The 15,662-nt window shown below is 61.4% G+C and carries 18 protein-coding genes; all 18 read left to right on the forward strand.

Going from position 1 to position 15,662, the window contains the following annotated elements; genetic code table 11:
- Positions 1 to 115 precede the first annotated feature (115 nt).
- The 18 genes from arsB to fliR all read left to right on the forward strand — a co-directional run bounded on the left by arsB (position 116) and on the right by fliR (position 15,534).
- The gene (gene arsB / locus M2366_RS06960; RefSeq protein ID WP_259269289.1) at positions 116 to 1,192 is read left to right on the forward strand and encodes an ACR3 family arsenite efflux transporter; all 1,077 of its coding nucleotides are present in this window, start codon (positions 116 to 118) and stop codon (positions 1,190 to 1,192) included.
- Complete coding sequence (gene arsC / locus M2366_RS06965) at positions 1,189 to 1,629, forward strand: glutaredoxin-dependent arsenate reductase (RefSeq protein ID WP_259269290.1); 441 nt, start codon at positions 1,189 to 1,191, stop codon at positions 1,627 to 1,629. The genes arsB and arsC overlap by 4 nt, the downstream gene beginning before the upstream one ends.
- A gap of 255 nt (positions 1,630 to 1,884) precedes the next feature.
- Positions 1,885 to 2,661 carry a hypothetical protein gene (locus M2366_RS06970; protein ID WP_224430904.1) on the forward strand — a complete coding sequence of 259 codons (777 nt, stop codon included), beginning with the start codon at positions 1,885 to 1,887 and terminating at the stop codon, positions 2,659 to 2,661.
- A 145-nt stretch (positions 2,662 to 2,806) separates the two neighbouring features.
- A complete protein-coding gene (locus M2366_RS06975) occupies positions 2,807 to 3,181 on the forward strand; it encodes a hypothetical protein (protein ID WP_224430903.1) in 375 nt (124 codons plus the stop codon).
- 129 nt (positions 3,182 to 3,310) lie between these two features.
- Positions 3,311 to 3,628 carry a flagellar hook-basal body complex protein FliE gene (gene fliE / locus M2366_RS06980; RefSeq protein WP_042040562.1) on the forward strand — a complete coding sequence of 106 codons (318 nt, stop codon included), beginning with the start codon at positions 3,311 to 3,313 and terminating at the stop codon, positions 3,626 to 3,628.
- A 145-nt stretch (positions 3,629 to 3,773) separates the two neighbouring features.
- Complete coding sequence (gene fliF / locus M2366_RS06985; RefSeq protein ID WP_042040561.1) at positions 3,774 to 5,474, forward strand: flagellar basal-body MS-ring/collar protein FliF; 1,701 nt, start codon at positions 3,774 to 3,776, stop codon at positions 5,472 to 5,474.
- Entirely contained in the window at positions 5,467 to 6,528 is a 1,062-nt protein-coding gene (fliG, locus tag M2366_RS06990; protein ID WP_005899616.1) for a flagellar motor switch protein FliG, read from the forward strand. Before fliF ends, fliG begins: the two co-directional genes overlap by 8 nt.
- Before the next feature lie 62 nt (positions 6,529 to 6,590).
- The gene (gene fliH, locus M2366_RS06995; RefSeq protein WP_042040560.1) at positions 6,591 to 7,385 is read left to right on the forward strand and encodes a flagellar assembly protein FliH; all 795 of its coding nucleotides are present in this window, start codon (positions 6,591 to 6,593) and stop codon (positions 7,383 to 7,385) included.
- A 43-nt stretch (positions 7,386 to 7,428) separates the two neighbouring features.
- Complete coding sequence (gene fliI, locus M2366_RS07000) at positions 7,429 to 8,760, forward strand: flagellar protein export ATPase FliI (RefSeq protein WP_042040559.1); 1,332 nt, start codon at positions 7,429 to 7,431, stop codon at positions 8,758 to 8,760.
- Positions 8,761 to 8,812: 52 nt separating this feature from the next.
- Positions 8,813 to 9,253 carry a flagellar export protein FliJ gene (fliJ, locus tag M2366_RS07005; RefSeq protein ID WP_042040558.1) on the forward strand — a complete coding sequence of 147 codons (441 nt, stop codon included), beginning with the start codon at positions 8,813 to 8,815 and terminating at the stop codon, positions 9,251 to 9,253.
- Between the two features lie 84 nt (positions 9,254 to 9,337).
- Positions 9,338 to 11,125 carry a flagellar hook-length control protein FliK gene (locus M2366_RS07010; protein ID WP_259269291.1) on the forward strand — a complete coding sequence of 596 codons (1,788 nt, stop codon included), beginning with the start codon at positions 9,338 to 9,340 and terminating at the stop codon, positions 11,123 to 11,125.
- A 57-nt stretch (positions 11,126 to 11,182) separates the two neighbouring features.
- A complete protein-coding gene (fliL, locus tag M2366_RS07015; RefSeq protein ID WP_042040556.1) occupies positions 11,183 to 11,701 on the forward strand; it encodes a flagellar basal body-associated protein FliL in 519 nt (172 codons plus the stop codon).
- Between the two features lie 7 nt (positions 11,702 to 11,708).
- Positions 11,709 to 12,779: a flagellar motor switch protein FliM gene (fliM, locus tag M2366_RS07020; RefSeq protein WP_042040555.1), complete on the forward strand. Its 1,071-nt coding sequence runs from the start codon at positions 11,709 to 11,711 to the stop codon at positions 12,777 to 12,779.
- Between the two features lie 42 nt (positions 12,780 to 12,821).
- Positions 12,822 to 13,217 carry a flagellar motor switch protein FliN gene (gene fliN / locus M2366_RS07025; protein ID WP_042040553.1) on the forward strand — a complete coding sequence of 132 codons (396 nt, stop codon included), beginning with the start codon at positions 12,822 to 12,824 and terminating at the stop codon, positions 13,215 to 13,217.
- Complete coding sequence (gene fliO, locus M2366_RS07030) at positions 13,214 to 13,594, forward strand: flagellar biosynthetic protein FliO (RefSeq protein WP_370736599.1); 381 nt, start codon at positions 13,214 to 13,216, stop codon at positions 13,592 to 13,594. The genes fliN and fliO overlap by 4 nt, the downstream gene beginning before the upstream one ends.
- Positions 13,581 to 14,360 (forward strand): flagellar type III secretion system pore protein FliP, encoded by a 780-nt coding sequence (gene fliP, locus M2366_RS07035; RefSeq protein ID WP_404972788.1) that lies wholly within the window; start codon positions 13,581 to 13,583, stop codon positions 14,358 to 14,360. The genes fliO and fliP overlap by 14 nt, the downstream gene beginning before the upstream one ends.
- Before the next feature lie 81 nt (positions 14,361 to 14,441).
- A complete protein-coding gene (gene fliQ / locus M2366_RS07040; RefSeq protein ID WP_005899639.1) occupies positions 14,442 to 14,711 on the forward strand; it encodes a flagellar biosynthesis protein FliQ in 270 nt (89 codons plus the stop codon).
- 25 nt (positions 14,712 to 14,736) lie between these two features.
- A complete protein-coding gene (gene fliR / locus M2366_RS07045) occupies positions 14,737 to 15,534 on the forward strand; it encodes a flagellar biosynthetic protein FliR (protein WP_042040549.1) in 798 nt (265 codons plus the stop codon).
- The last annotated feature ends 128 nt before the right edge of the window (positions 15,535 to 15,662 follow it).

A 15,662-nucleotide genomic window follows, 5' to 3' on the forward strand; every position in this document is an offset into this window, starting at 1 on the left:
CCAAGGCGCTGACCCTGGCCCCTCACGTCAATTACCTTATCCTGTTGGCGGCGCTGATCTCTGTCGGTTTGCCCCGCCATCAGCCGCCTGTTTCATCCTCTCAGGGAGTCTCTTGATGAGTATCAATGCCTGCTGCGATCTGCCCGTCAGCAAAAAAATGAGTTTTCTCGACCGCAATCTGACCCTCTGGATCTTTGTTGCCATGGGCATAGGGGTCGGGATTGGCTATCTGTTCCCCCAGGTGGCCCAGTGGAATGAGGCGATGTCGGTCGGCACCACCAATATCCCGCTGGCCATAGGCCTCATCCTGATGATGTATCCGCCGCTCGCCAAGGTGAACTACGCCACCATGGGCACCATGACCCGGGATCGCCGCGCCATCACCCTCTCCCTGGTAATGAACTGGTTGGTTGGCCCCATCCTGATGTTCGTGATAGCCCTGGTGTTTTTGCATGATCAGCCGGGCTACATGGCGGGCCTCATCCTGATCGGCTTGGCGCGCTGCATCGCCATGGTGCTGGTGTGGAACGATCTCGGCGGCGGCAGCAAGGAGTACGGTGCGGGTCTGGTAGCGCTCAACAGCGGTTTCCAGATCCTCACCTACAGCTTCATGGCCTGGCTGTTCATTACAGTGCTGCCGCCCCTGTTCGGTCTGCAAGGCTTCGCGGTGGACATCACCATGCTGGATATCGCCGAGAGTGTGCTGATCTATCTGGGTATTCCCTTCCTGGCAGGTTTTCTGAGCCGCCATTATCTGGTCAAGGCCAAGGGGGAGAAGTGGTATAGCGAGCGCTTCATTCCGGCCATCTCCCCCATCACCCTCATCGCCCTGTTGGCCACCATAGTGCTGATGTTCAGCCTCAAGGGGGAGATGATCGTCGAGCTGCCCATGGATGTGCTGCGGGTCGCCGTGCCCTTGGTGATCTACTTTGTGCTGATGTTCTTCACCAGCTTCTTGGTGGGCAAGAGGCTGGGTATTCCCTATGACAAGAACGCCTCCATCGCCTTTACCGCCACCGGCAACAACTTCGAGCTGGCCATCGCGGTCTCCATTGCCGTGTTCGGGCTGAGCTCGGATCAGGCCTTCGCCGGCGTCATAGGCCCATTGGTGGAAGTGCCCGTGCTGATCGCCCTGGTCAACGTGGCCCTGCGCATGAAACGCAACTATTTGAAAGAAGAGGCTTTATCATGAATGACACCCTGATCACCATCTACCACAATCCGGCCTGCGGCACCTCGCGCAATACGTTGGCACTTGTCCGCAACTCAGGTGTGGAGCCGACCGTCATCCACTATCTGGAGACGCCGCCGAGCCGCGAAACCCTGGTCGCACTCATTGCCGCCATGGGGATATCGGTGCGCGACCTGCTGCGCCAGAATGTTCCCCCCTACGAGGCGCTGGGGCTGGCCGGGGAGGGATTCAGCGATGATGAGTTGATTGACGCCATGCTGTCCCATCCCATCCTGATCAACCGCCCCATAGTGGTCACCCCGCTTGGCACCAGGCTGTGCCGTCCGTCAGAAGTGGTGCTGGATATCCTGCCGAGCCCCCAGCAAGGGGCCTTCAGCAAGGAAGACGGGGAGCAGGTGGTGGATGCACAGGGACGACGTTTCAGTTCATCGCCATGATGGATATTGGTCCACACAGGGGGAGCCTTGGCTCCCTCTTCTTATCCCCATGACCATGTCTGCATCCCGGCTGACGAGCCCCTCCAGGTTGGGATGCCATTGCGGATCCTGCTTCTCTTCTCAACAGGATGCCCTGCTAACTGCCCGGATAACAGACACTTGCTACTCTCCAGGGCTGTGGCGACGCCCCTGGCGGTGTATGCTAAAGGAAACGCAGTTTCTCGCCCCTGGTGGGCATTTGATATGGAGATAGTCATGAAGATGCGAACTCTGCCCCTGCTCATGGTGGCGCTGGTGGCCATGCCCGGTCATGCGGATTGGGACAAGCTCAAGAGTGCAGCCTCCGACCTCGGTGACGCGGTGAGTGAGACCAGCAAAGAGGCGTGGCGTGATGTCAGCGACTTCTCCAAACAGACTTGGGATTCTGCCTCCCAGTGGGGAGAAGAGGCATTCAACACCGCGGGGGAGTGGACCGACAAGAGCATGGCGACCAGCAAGGAGTGGTTGACGGTTGCAGACAAGAAGCTCGATGAGATGGTCGAGCCCAAGACGGCCGAGCAGGCACGTACCGCCCTCGATACCATGGCCGATACCGCCCTGGTGCGGCTATTCAACGAGCAGCCCTCCGCCAAGTTGCTGTTTGACCAGGCCTATGGCTATGCGGTCTTTGATTCTCGCAAGTTCTCCCTGATGCTCAGCACCAATCAGGGCGCCGGGGTGGCGGTCAGCCGCCAGAATAACAGTCGCACCTACATGAAGATGTTTGGCGGCGGCCTCTCTGCCGGTATGGGCGGAAAATTCTATCAGCAGGTGATCCTGTTCGAGAACAAAGCCAAGTTTGATGGATTTGTCCACCAGGGTTGGGAAGCAACCTCCGAGGTGGGGGCAGTGGCTGGCAAAGAGAGCGCCGAACTGACCGCCAAATACAATGGCGGCATGGCTATCTACCAGATCGGTGAGAAAGGGCTCTTGCTCGACGCCAGTGTGGCGGGTTCCAAGTACTGGCTGGATGACGATCTGAACAAGTCATGATCACCCGCTGTTCAGCAAGGAGTTTTTCTGGTTTTGTGTTGAAATTCTGGCTGTTTAAATAGCGAGTTTTCCAGTAAAAAGAGGGCCTTGTGCCCTCTTTTTCTATGGGCATCCCAAAATAGCATCGCGAGACAAGGAGTGCAGTATGGCGCAGGAACCGGATCAGGCAGCACGGGATGCGACTCAGGGCCAACAACGGGAGTGGGACAGACAGAGTATCTATCTGCGCCTTCCCCAAGAGAGGCCCATGGCCTTCTGGGTCTGGGGGGATCGGGTTGATCCTCTCTCGCCTCGTCCTGAACTGTTTGATTATGATGGTGATTTCGGTTGGGGCCAGGAGAGTGACGGCTGCATGGCGCTGGCGGTTGCCATCGTCGCCAAGCTGGTCGAGGTGGGTCTGGTGGCCCCCGAGCTGGCCACTGCCAAGAGCCGCTATCTCCATGATGAGGTCTTGGTCAAATTGCCCGCCGATGAGCACAGGGATCTGCACCTGAGTTATCTCCGATTGTTGCTGGGCTAAGGTAGCCCGGGCTCGGGCGCCGGCGCTTATCCGTCGGTGCCCGCTTGCCCATTTCTCCCTCGATATCCCGGATTGGCACCCTAATTGCTTATCTTCTGCCAGCGTCAATGATTTGTCTGGGGAAGAGTGATGGAAATAAGTGCAAGCAGCCTGATGCAAGAGATGCAGGCCCTCAAGGTGGAAGCGGGTATTCCTGCCGTCAGCCAGCCAAGCGGCCACGTCAGCTCGGATTTCGGCCAGCTGCTGCAGCAGGCCCTCGGCAATGTGAACGGTTTGCAGGGCACTGCCAACGATCTGCGTACCCGGCTCGACATGGGTGACAAGTCGGTGGATCTCTCCGATGTGATGATCGCCGGTCAGAAAGCCTCCATCGCCTTCGAGGCGACGGTGCAGGTGCGTAACAAGATGGTCGATGCCTACAAGACCATCATGAACATGCCGGTGTAAGGGGTTGATTTTGCTATTTGGCCAGGTACTGGAGAGCGCATTTTCCCTCCTCGCTATTCCCCTCTTTCATGAACCTCATGAACCTCATGAACCTCATGAACCTCATGAACCTCATGAACCAGACCAGAAGATAAGGATCTGACCCGTGGCGAACGATCAAAATGGCGATCTGCTGATCAACCATGAAGGGGCGAGTGCCCTCGACGAGAATGAACAGAAGAGCTCGGCGCTGGGGTTTCTCTCCAACAGCGATGTGCTGCGCCAGATCACCCTGATCCTGGGGCTGGCCATCTGTCTGGCCATCGCCGTCTTCATCTTGCTGTGGGGCAAGGAGCCGGAGATGCGGCCCCTTGGCACCTATAGCACCGAGGAGCTGGTCTCCACCCTGGATTATCTGGATCAGCAGAAGATCCCCTATCAGGTCGATGGCAAGAGCGTGCTGGTCAGCGCCGAGAACTATGGGGATATCCGACTGCGATTGACCCGGGCAGGGCTCGGCACCAACAGCGTCAGCAGCAACGATGGCGAGGCTATCTTGCTCAAGGACTCCAGCTTCGGGGTGAGCCAGCGCATGGAAGCCGAGCGCCTCAAGCTCAGCCGCGAGCGCCAGCTCGCCAGCGCCATCGAACAGTTCCAGAACGTGGCCAAGGCCCAGGTGCTGCTGGCCATTCCCAAAGACAACGTGTTCGCCCGCAACGAGCGCAAACCGAGCGCCACCGTGGTGTTGAGCCTCAAGGGCTCGGCCCTGGGTCAGGGGGAGGTGGACTCCATCGTCGACATGGTTGCCTCCGCGGTCCATGGCCTGGAACCGACCCGGGTCACTGTCACCGATCAGAGTGGTCGCCTGCTCAACTCAGGCTCCCAGGATCCGGTCTCCGCCCAGACCCGCAAAGAATTTGCCATGCAGCAGAAGCAGGAGCTGGAGTACAAACAGAAAATTGACGCCATCCTGATCCCCGTGCTCGGCATGGACAACTACACCGCCGAAGTGGATCTTGCCCTGGACTTCTCCCAGCAGGAGCAGACCCGCAAGACCTACAACCCGGACCTGCCTGCGGTGCGCTCGGAGATGACCCTGGAAGAGAACAGTGCCAGCGGGGCCAATGGCGGTGTGCCTGGCGCCCTCTCCAACCAGCCACCCGCCGCCTCGGGGATCCCGGAGAAGGTGGAAGGGGGCGAGAGCAGCACCAGCGCCGGTCGCTCGCGCAAGGAGGCCACCCGCAACTATGAACTCGATACCACCGTCAGTCATACCCGGCGTCAGATGGGCGGCATTCGCCGCATGACGGTCTCGGTGGCGGTGGATTACAAGTCGATCACCGGGGCCGATGGCGCCGTTACCCGCGAGCCGCGCAGCCAGACCGAGATTGATACCCTGCGTCGGCTCATCAGCGGCGGCCTGGGGTTCGATGTGACCCGAGGAGACAGCCTGGAAGTGGTCGCCATCCCCTTCAACCGCCCCGAGCTGGATGTGATGCCGGACCTGCCCATCTACGAGCAGCCCTGGTTCTGGCGCGCGGTGCGCATCGCCGCCTCTGTGCTGGTCATCATAGTGCTGATAGTGACTGTGGTGCGGCCCATGCTCAAGCGTCTGCTCTACCCGGATGTCAGACCCGATGGCGAACTGGATCTGGACAACAGCATAGTGCTGGGCGGCGACGACGAACTGAGTCTGCTGGCGGCCCAGGCCGAGGCAGAACCCATCTTCGGGGTGCGCGATGGCCACCTCAAGCTGCCGGATCTCCATCGTGATGAAGACCTGCTCAAGGCGGTGCGTGCCCTGGTGGCGAATGAACCGGACTTGGCCGCGCAGGTCATTAAAGAGTGGGTAACCAAAGATGCCTGAAGAAAATAAGAATCAAGTGACCGGCAACGACATCAGCGATGGTCAGCGCCAGATCCTCGAGCAGATGACGGGGATAGAGATGGCCGCGGTGCTGATGCTCAGCCTCAACGAAGAGGATGCGGCCCAGATCTTCCGCCACCTCGAGCCCAAGCAGGTGCAGCGGCTCGGCATGTCCATGGCCTCCATGTCCGATTTCAGTCACGACCGGGTGGCGGCGGTGCATCGTCAATTTATCGACGATATCCAGAAGTACACCAACATCGGCATCGGCAGCGAAGATTTCGTGCGCAAAGCCTTGGTGGCGGCCCTGGGTGAAGACAAGGCCAGCAACCTGGTGGATCAGATCATCCTGGGATCCGGCGCCCGGGGTCTGGATTCCCTCAAGTGGATGGATGCCCGCCAGGTGGCCAGCATCATCCAGAACGAACACCCGCAGATCCAGACCATAGTGCTCTCTTACCTGGAGCCGGAGCAGTCTGCCGAGATCCTGAGCCAGTTCCCGGAGCAGGTACGCCTGGATCTGGTGATGCGCATCGCCAACCTCGAAGAGGTACAACCGGCGGCGCTGCAAGAGCTCAACGACATCATGGAGAAGCAGTTTGCCGGTGCGGCAGGTGCTCAGGCAGCCAAGATGGGCGGCATGAAGGCGGCGGCCAACATCATGAACTACCTGGACACCAACGTCGAAGGTCAGCTGATGGACGCCATCCGCGACTCCGACGAGGAGATGAGCCAGCAGATCCAGGACTTGATGTTCGTGTTCGAGAACCTGATCGACGTGGACGATCGCGGCATCCAGACCATGTTGCGGGAAGTGCCGGGGGATCTGCTGCAACGGGCCCTCAAGGGGTCGGACGATCAGATGCGCGAGAAGATTTTCAAGAACATGTCCAAGCGCGCCGCCGAGATGCTGGCGGACGATCTGGAGGCCATGGGGCCGATCCGGGTCTCAGAGGTGGAAGCGGCCCAGAAGGAGATCCTCTCCATCGCCCGTCGCCTGGCCGATGCCGGCGAGATCATGCTGGGCGCCGGTGGCGGCGACGAGTTCCTCTAAACCATGCATCATAAGCGGCGCGGCGGCGCCGGGCCGCTAGTGACGAGGAGTGCCTCTCAACCATGAACAACAGCAAGCTGCGCGGATATGTGAGACCCGACACGACCGGTACCCAGATAGAGACCTGGGGCTGGCCGGAGATGGAAGTCGAGTCCGAGATAGAGACCAATGCCCTGGGCCTGCCCCAGGATTGGTATAGTCAGTCGGAGCTGCCACCTGAGCCGGAGCCGGCCGAGGAACCCGCCCCCAGCATCACGGCCGAGGAGCTGGAAGCCATTCGCCAGGCTGCCTGGGAAGAGGGCATGGCCGAGGGGCAGGCCGCAGGTTTTGCCAAGGGGTTGGAGGAGGGCAAGCTAGAGGGTCTCAAGCAGGGGCACGATGCCGGTCTTAGCCAAGGCAAGGAGGAGGGCTTGGCCCTCGGGCGCGAGTTGGTCGAGCAGGAGCAGGGCCATTGGCGCCTGCTGGCCTCCCGCCTGGCCGACCCCCTGGCCGAGCAGGATGCCGACGTGGAGCAACAGCTCATCGCCCTGGTGATGCAGCTGACCCGGGCCCTGATCAAGCAGGAGGCCGTGACCTCACCCGCCTTGCTGCTCGGTGCCTTGAAGGAGGGGCTGGCCCTGCTGCCCGCGTCCAATCAAGGGGTGACGCTCTCCCTGCATCCGGATGATATTGCCCGGGTGGTGGCGGCATTCGGGGAGGAGGAGTGCGAGCGGCGCCACTGGCGGCTAGAGAGCGATCCGACCCTGTTGCCCGGCGATATTCAGCTGGCCACTGAACTCTCCAGTGTGGACTTGACCCTCTCGGGGCGCATCGACCAGCTGTTGCGCAACTTCTTGCGCGACAACCAGCGCGATTGACGCCAGGGTTTCCCTTCTCAATTCCCAGCCTCAGGATCCCATTATGAGCAACAGCCTTTGCCAGCGACTGCAACGTTACCGGGTCGGAGAGATAGCCCCCAAGACCCCGGTCGCCGGAAAGTTGACGCGGGTGGTGGGATTGACCCTGGAGGCCGTGGGGTGCCGGGCCGCCATCGGCGCCCTGTGCCGCATCGATACCCAGGATGGCACCCTGGAGGCAGAGGTGGTCGGCTTTAGCGGCGATCGCCTGTTCCTGATGCCGAGTGAACAGCTCAAGGGGGTGATCCCCGGCGCCCGCGTGGTGCCCATTACCGAGGCCTATGGCATACCGGTCGGCATGAATCTGCTCGGCCGTGTCATCGATGGCATCGGCCAGCCCCTGGATGGACTCGGCCCCATTATCGCGGCCCAGACGGTGCAATTTGCCCAGACCCGCATCAACCCGCTCGCCCGTCGTCCCATCCACAAGCCGATGGACGTAGGGGTGCGTGCCATCAATGCGGTGCTCACCGTCGGTCAGGGCCAGCGGATGGGGCTCTTTGCTGGCTCCGGGGTCGGCAAGTCCGTGTTGCTGGGCATGATGACCCGGGGCTCGGTGGCGGATGTGGTGGTGGTCGGCCTCATCGGCGAGCGGGGCCGGGAGGTCAAAGAGTTTATCGAAGATATTCTGGGGGCAGAGGGGCGCGAGCGGGCCGTGGTGGTGGCCGCCCCGGCGGATGCCTCGCCGCTGATGCGGCTCAAGGGCTGCGAAACGGCGCTGGCCATCGCCGAGTATTTTCGCGATCAGGGCCTCAATGTGCTGCTGCTGATGGATTCCCTCACCCGCTATGCCCAGGCCCAGCGGGAAATCGCCCTGGCCGTGGGAGAGCCGCCCGCGACCAAGGGCTACCCGCCGTCGGTGTTCGCCAAGCTGCCTGCCCTGGTGGAGCGGGCGGGCAATGGCAGCGATGGTCAGGGGTCGATCACCGCCTTTTTCACGGTACTGACCGAAGGGGATGACCTGCAAGACCCCATCGCCGATGCGGCCCGGGCCATTCTCGATGGCCACATAGTGTTGTCCCGCGAACTCGCGGATTCGGGCCACTACCCAGCCATCGACATCGAAAAATCCATCAGCCGGGTCATGCCTCAGGTCACCTCGGCCGAGCATCAGGGGCTGGCACGGGCCCTCAAGCAGTATTACTCCCTCTATCAGCAGAACCGGGATCTGATCACCATAGGCGCCTACAGCCAGGGGGCGGATCCGCGCATCGACAGGGCCATCAGCCAAAAGCCGTATCTGGATCGCTTCTTGCAGCAAAAAATGCGTGAGGTCGTCCACTATGATGATGGCCTGCAGGCACTGCAACTGGTGGCCATGCCCCTGATGCAGTGATCCCGCGTGCGGGGCGAACATCCCCCTTCATCCAGCCAGCGAGAGGTAGTCAATGAGCAAGGGACTGGTGTTATTAGCGGAAAGGTTGCTGGTGGCTGAGCAGCAGGCTGCCCTGGCGCTGGCCAAGGCGCAGCAGGACTTGAAGCTGTACCAGCAGCAGCAAGATGCCCTCAACCAATATCGTCAGGTCTATCACCAGCAGTGGACAGACCGGGGCCTGCAGGGCATACCCGCGCAGCAGAACGCCCAGTATCACGCCTTCATCAGCAAGTTGGAGCAGGCTGCGACCCAGCAGTTTGAGGGGGTGTTGCAGATCCGCGAGGTGCTCAGCCAGCGCCGGGAAGAGTGGCTGGGAGCCCAGCAACGGCGCAAGGCGGTGGCACTGCTGCTCGACAAGCAGGCCGTTCGCGCCCAGCAGCAAGCCCAGCGGCAAGAGCAGAAGATGTTGGATGAATTCTCCCTGCGTAGCCGAACTCAACATTCTGGCCTGTAACTTGCTTTCTAATTGCTCATGACGCACCAAGGGGTGCCCCTATTCCAATTCAGGCCTTATCGGCGCCCAGACCCGGAATCCAGGATGATGCAGACATTGTTGACCCCCATTACGCCACCCGTTAGCGGTGAGACGAGCGTCCTGACAAGCCAGGCTCGGCGCGATGATGCCCCTGTGCCTGGGGAGGAGAAGGCTGGGTTTGCCGATCTGATGACCCAGTACCAGCAAGGGGAGCAGGTTGCGCCGTCCAGGGGAGACCGGGCTGAGGGCGTGGCCAGGACGGATGGCGCTGATAAGAGCTTGCAGCCGCAGATGGAACAGGCCGGGGCAGAGATGGCCGCCGGTTTGGCATCTGCAGGGCGTCAAGAGAGTGACGCCAAGCCAGGCAAAGCCGTCGCTCATGGGCAAGATGGCGAGGAGGCTGTCAAGGGGGACGCCCTTGACGATGGTGCCCTGGCGCTCAACGCCCTTGCCGGTCACCCCTTCCTCGCCCATCTGCAAGATTCCCTCAAACAAGATACCCGCCTGGTTTCGCCATCAGGCAGCAGCGCGCCTGGGGAAGGCAATATGTTGCCGCCTGCTCCCGGCCTTGAAGAGACGAGCGCAGCATCGACATCCGACACGCCGGGCGCGCCACTTGCGGCCCACAGGGGTCAGCATGATGCCGCCGATGAGGCACAGGCAGAGGCGGGAGAGGGCGACAGCAAGCTGGTTGCGGCCCTGATGGAGAGAGGTGCCGAGCAGGGCCGCAAGATACTGCCTGCCGGGGCCTTGCCCAGTATGGATGAGGCCCTGCAAGGGGATGAGGGCACCACGCCGGTCACCGAGCCTGCGCGCAAGCCCGATGCCAGCACGCCGGCCCAGGCCTTTGCGGTCGGCAGCCAGCTCGCCCAGCAAGGGGGGCCGTTGCCGGGCAGCGTGCCGCCAGATGTATCAGGCCGTGGCCAGCCGGCTGACAAGCCGCAAGACCGGACGCCATCAGCGGTGGACGCAGACGGGAGCGTCAGTCAGGGCGCTGCGGCCAAGGCCGGTGGTGACTCGCAGACTACCCTAACCCAGAGCGCGCCAGGGCAGGCTGCGAGCAGCACGCCAGTGGCGCCGACCTTAGTGGTGCCTCAGCAAGTGCTGGCTCAGGCGCAATCTCAGGGGAGTCAGGCACCTGTCACCAGTTTGCCTCAAGGGGCCTCTGCCGCGACCATCGAGGGGGCCGCCGCGTCAGTGAAAAATGAGCCTGTCACCAAGGGTAAACTGGCGGCTCTTGAGCGCAGTGGATCTCTGGTCACCAGCGGTCAGAAGGGGGAGAGCGACCCTGCGCCTCCCAGCCCACATCAGGGCCCGCAAGCACTGGCCGAGGCCAGGGTCAGCCAGACTGCCCTGAGCCAGCCCCGCGCCGACGCCCCCGCTTTACCCCATTTGAAATTGGCCGGTCAGGATGCCCCGGCCGAATTGCAGCAACGGGTCAATGTCATGCTGGCAGACAAGCTGCAACAGGCGGAGATCCAGCTCGACCCTCTGGGCCTTGGCAAGATGAAAATCCAGATCCAGCTGGGCCAGGACAGCCAGGCCAGCGTCAGTTTCGTGGTGCAGCATGGCCAGACCCGGGAGATGCTGGAGCAGGCCATGCCCAGGCTCAGGGAGATGCTGGCGGGGCAGGGGATCCAGCTTGGCCAGACGTCGGTGCAACAACAGACCCAACAGCAGGCTCAGCAGCAGTCGCAACAGCAGACCCAGGGTTTCGCGGGACAGGGGGGCCATGGTCAGCCTGGTCGGGAGGGCGGTCATGGCGCTCAACATGAGGCCGAAAACGGCGTCACTCGACTCAGTTTGTCCATGGATGCGGCAAACGAGAGCGGAATTGATTTCTATGCTTGATGCGCCCCAAGTTAAGTTTATGATAACGAACAAGTTTGATACCAGGGTGGACAAGGGATGGCGGACGATAGCGAACTGACGCTCAAAGACCCGGCGACGGCCAGCAAAAAAAAGCTGATCATCATGGCCGTCATAGTGCTGCTTGTGTTGATGGGGGGCGGCGTTGCCGCCTGGTTGCTGCTCTCGGGGAGTGACGAGGCCGCCAAGGCCGAGGCCAGCGCCCAGGCGGATGGTCAGGCTCAAGACCCCGCGACCCTGCCGGCGCTCTATGTCGGCATGCCGCGTCCCTTCGTATTCAACGTGGCGGGCCAGAGCCGGGACAGGCTGGTGCAGATCAAGGTGCAGCTGATGGTGCGCGGCGCCCCGAGCGAGGCCCTTGCCAAGCAGCATGTACCGCTTATCGAGGGGACGCTGCTGCGGGTCTTCAGCGCCGCCAGCGCCGAGCAACTGGTCACCTTCGAGGGCAAGGAAAAGTTGCGAAATGACTCACTGGAAGAGTGCCGTCGGGTCCTGAAAGACCTGACCTCTTCCCCCGTAATCGAACAAGTGCTGTTTACCGGCTTTGTAATGCAGTAGGTGAAGCGTGAGCGATCTGTTAAGTCAGGACGAAATTGATGCCCTCTTGCACGGGGTCGACGATGTCGAAGAGGAGGAGTTAGGGGCGGCCGGCGATCCCGGCATAGCCCAGTTTGATTTTTCCTCCCAGGATCGCATCGTCCGTGGCCGCATGCCGACCCTGGAGCTGGTGAACGAGCGTTTTGCCCGTCACATGCGCATCAGCCTGTTCAACATGATGCGGCGCACCGCCGAGGTGTCGATCAACGGTGTGCAGATGCTCAAGTTCGGCGAATATGTACATACCCTGTTCGTGCCAACCAGCCTGAACATGGTGCGTTTCCGTCCCCTCAAGGGGACGGCGCTGATCACCATGGAGGCGCGTCTGGTCTTCATCCTGGTGGAGAACTTCTTCGGTGGCGATGGCCGTTACCATGCCAAGATCGAGGGACGGGAATTCACCCCCACCGAGCGGCGTATCATCCAGATGCTGCTCAAGCTGGTGTTCGAGGATTACAAGGATGCCTGGGCGCCGGTGATGGATGTGGGCTTCGAGTACCTCGACTCCGAAGTGAACCCGGCCATGGCAAACATCGTCAGCCCGACCGAGGTGATAGTGGTCAGCTCCTTCCACATCGAACTCGATGGCGGTGGCGGCGACTTCCACGTGGCCATGCCTTACTCCATGCTCGAACCCATCCGCGAGTTGCTCGATGCCGGGGTGCAGAGCGACAAGGGGGACACCGACGTGCGCTGGAGCAAGGCGCTGCGCGACGAGATCATGGATGTCAAGGTGGAGCTCAAGGCGAAATTGCTGGAGACCGAGCTCACCCTGCGCGACCTCATGGAGCTGAAACCCGGCGACATCATCCCGGTGGAGATGCCGGAGAACCTGCTGGTCTATGTGGAGGACTTGCCGACCTTCCACGCCAAGATGGGCCGCACAAAAGAGAACGTGGCGCTCAAGATTGTCGACAAACTCAAGCGTCCGGACGGGGTCAAGACCGAGATGCACCTGGTCACCCGGGGCGGCGTGCGTATCGATGGCGAGGCCGAGCTGGAAGAGCTCGAGCGCAGCATCGAAAATCCCCACCGATAACAGGCCCGGAACCCGCCTAATCATGAACAGTAAGGAAGTAAGATGAGCACACCCGAAGACGAGCAGGATCTGATGGCCGATGCCTGGGCTGCAGCCCTCGAAGAGCAGGTCACGACGGAAGTCAAACCGGCTCCCCTCGAAGAGCTGAAGGACGATGCGCCCATCAGTGCCGAGGAGCGCCGCAAGCTTGACACCATACTCGACATCCCGGTGACCATCGCCATGGAAGTGGGCCGCAGCCAGATCAGCATCCGCAACCTGCTCCAGCTCAACCAGGGATCTGTGGTGGAGCTGGACAGGGTGGCCGGTGAGCCCCTGGATGTATTGGTCAACGGCACCCTGATCGCCCACGGCGAGGTGGTGGTGGTCAATGACAAATTCGGGATCCGGCTGACCGATGTGATCAGCCAGATTGAACGGATCAAGAAATTAAAATGATGCGGGCCGCCCTCTTGTTGCTGCTGTTGCCGCTGCCTGCCTTGGCACAGACAACCGCCACGCTGCCGAGCCTCACCTCCTGGCTGCTGTCGAGCCTGATGGTCATCGGCCTCATCCTGGTGCTGGGGTTTCTGCTCAAGAAGAGCAAGCTCACTCAGGCGATAGGGGGCGGCCAGATGAAGGTGATCGCCAGTTTGCCCCTCGGCTACAAGGAAAAACTGCTGGTGGTCAAGGTGGGGGAGCAGCAGTTCTTGCTCGGCGTTACCCCCCAGCAGGTCACCTTTCTCCATCGGCTTGAGCAGCCCCTGGATGAGCGTCAACCCCAGGCCTTCGCCCAGCAGCTCAGCAAGCTGATGGCGCGCAATGACAAAGAATAACGGGATGAGAAATCTATTGATGAAGCGTCACTGGGGCTGGCTGTTGCTGTTGCTCTGCTCGCCGCTGGTACTGGCCCAGGATGGCATGTCGGCGGTGACCATCAAGACCATGGCGGATGGCAGTCAGGAGTACAGCCTGACCCTGCAGGTGCTGGCGCTGATGACGGCCCTCTCCTTCCTGCCGGCCGTGGTCATCATGATGACCTCCTTCACCCGCATCATAGTGGTGCTCGGCATCCTGCGTCAGGCCATCGGTCTGCAGCAGAGCCCCTCAAACCAGGTGCTGGTCGGCATCGCCCTGTTCATGTCCTTCTTCATCATGTCCCCGGTGCTGGATCGCATCAACGAGGAGGCCTTGCAGCCCTATCTGGCCGAAACCATCACCACCCAGGAGGCGCTGGAGAAGGCCCAGTTGCCCCTGCACCAGTTCATGCTGGCCCAGACCCGGATCAAGGATCTCAATACTTTCATGGAGATCGCCAACGTGCAGGTGGACAAGCCCGCCGATGTGCCGTTGTGGGTGCTGATCCCGGCCTTCGTCACCAGCGAGCTCAAGACCGCCTTCCAGATAGGTTTCATGCTGTTTCTGCCCTTCCTGGTCATCGATCTGGTGGTCGCCAGCATCCTGATGGCCATGGGGATGATGATGCTCTCTCCCATGCTGGTATCGCTGCCCTTCAAGCTGATGCTGTTCGTCATGGTCGATGGCTGGAACCTCATTCTGGGCTCCCTGGCGACCAGCTTTGGTTTGGGGAGCGGGGGATGATGCTGGGCGCTTCCTGCCTCGGTCATGTGGGTCACCCGCGTCGGCCCGGATGCCGGTGGCCAATGGAAAGGAGTCGGTAACATGAGTCCGGAAACCTTTGTCGACGTATTTCGCGAGGCGCTCTGGCTGGTCACCATCATGGTGTGTGCCGTCATACTGCCGAGCCTGTTCGTCGGTCTGCTGGTGGCCATCTTCCAGGCGGCCACCTCCATCAACGAACAGACCCTGAGCTTCCTGCCCCGGCTGGTGGTGACCCTGCTGGCCCTGGGGGCCGGTGCGCATTGGGGCCTGCAGAGCCTGATGGACTTCTTCCAGCTGATGGTGAGCCAGATCCCCGAGGTGGTGGGGTGAGTCGCACAACCCCGGGGCGAGCAGCGTGACCTTCTCCAGCCAGCTCATTCTGGAGTGGCTCGCCGCCGTGCTCTGGCCCCTGGCCCGGGTCAGCAGCCTGCTGATGGTGATGGCGGTGTTTGGCAGCAAGCTGGCCCCCATGAATGTGCGCATGGGGCTCTCTTTGGCCATCACCTTCCTGATCGTACCCCTGTTGCCGCCCATGCCCTCGGTGGAGCTCTTCTCCCTCGGCAGCTTTCTTATTCTCGGTCAGCAGATCCTGATAGGTGCCGCCCTCGGCCTGATGACCCAGTTTCTGATGGAGAGCTTCGTGCTGGCCGGTCAGGTCATCTCGATGCAGACAAGCCTGGGTTTTGCCTCTCTGGTGGATCCCATGAACGGCCAGTCCGCCCCCGTGGTGGGCCAGTTCTACCTGATGCTGGCGACCCTGGTATTCCTCGCCCTCGACGGTCACCTCATCATGCTGCGCATGGTTATCTTGAGTTTCGATACTTTGCCGGTGGGCACAGTGGGCCTCTCGGTTGGGTCTTTGCGCACCCTGGCAGGTTTTATCGGGGTCATGTTCCAGGCCGCTCTGGTGATGTCCCTCTCCGCCATCGTCGCCCTGCTGCTCATCAACTTCGCGTTCGGGGTCATGACCCGGGCGGCCCCTCAACTCAACATCTTCAGCATCGGGTTTGCGGTCAGCATGATGTCGGGACTCTTCATTCTCTGGCTCACTATCGGCGGCTTCATGGGGCACTTCGATGCCCTCTGGGAGCGGGTGCAGGAGACGAGCTGCCAGCTGATCGATACCCAGTGTCTGGGAGGTGCCCATGGTTGATGGGGGTTGGCTGAGCCAGGGGTGCTTGCCAGGTCGCGACCGCAATGTGCCCATAGTTAATGGGGGTTGGCTGAGCCAGGGGGGCTTGCCAGGTTGCGACCGCAACGTGCCCATAGTTAATGGGGGTT

The organism is Aeromonas sp. BIGb0405, assembly GCF_024807335.1.
In the GTDB taxonomy this organism is placed as follows: Bacteria; Pseudomonadota; Gammaproteobacteria; order Enterobacterales; family Aeromonadaceae; genus Aeromonas; species Aeromonas rivuli.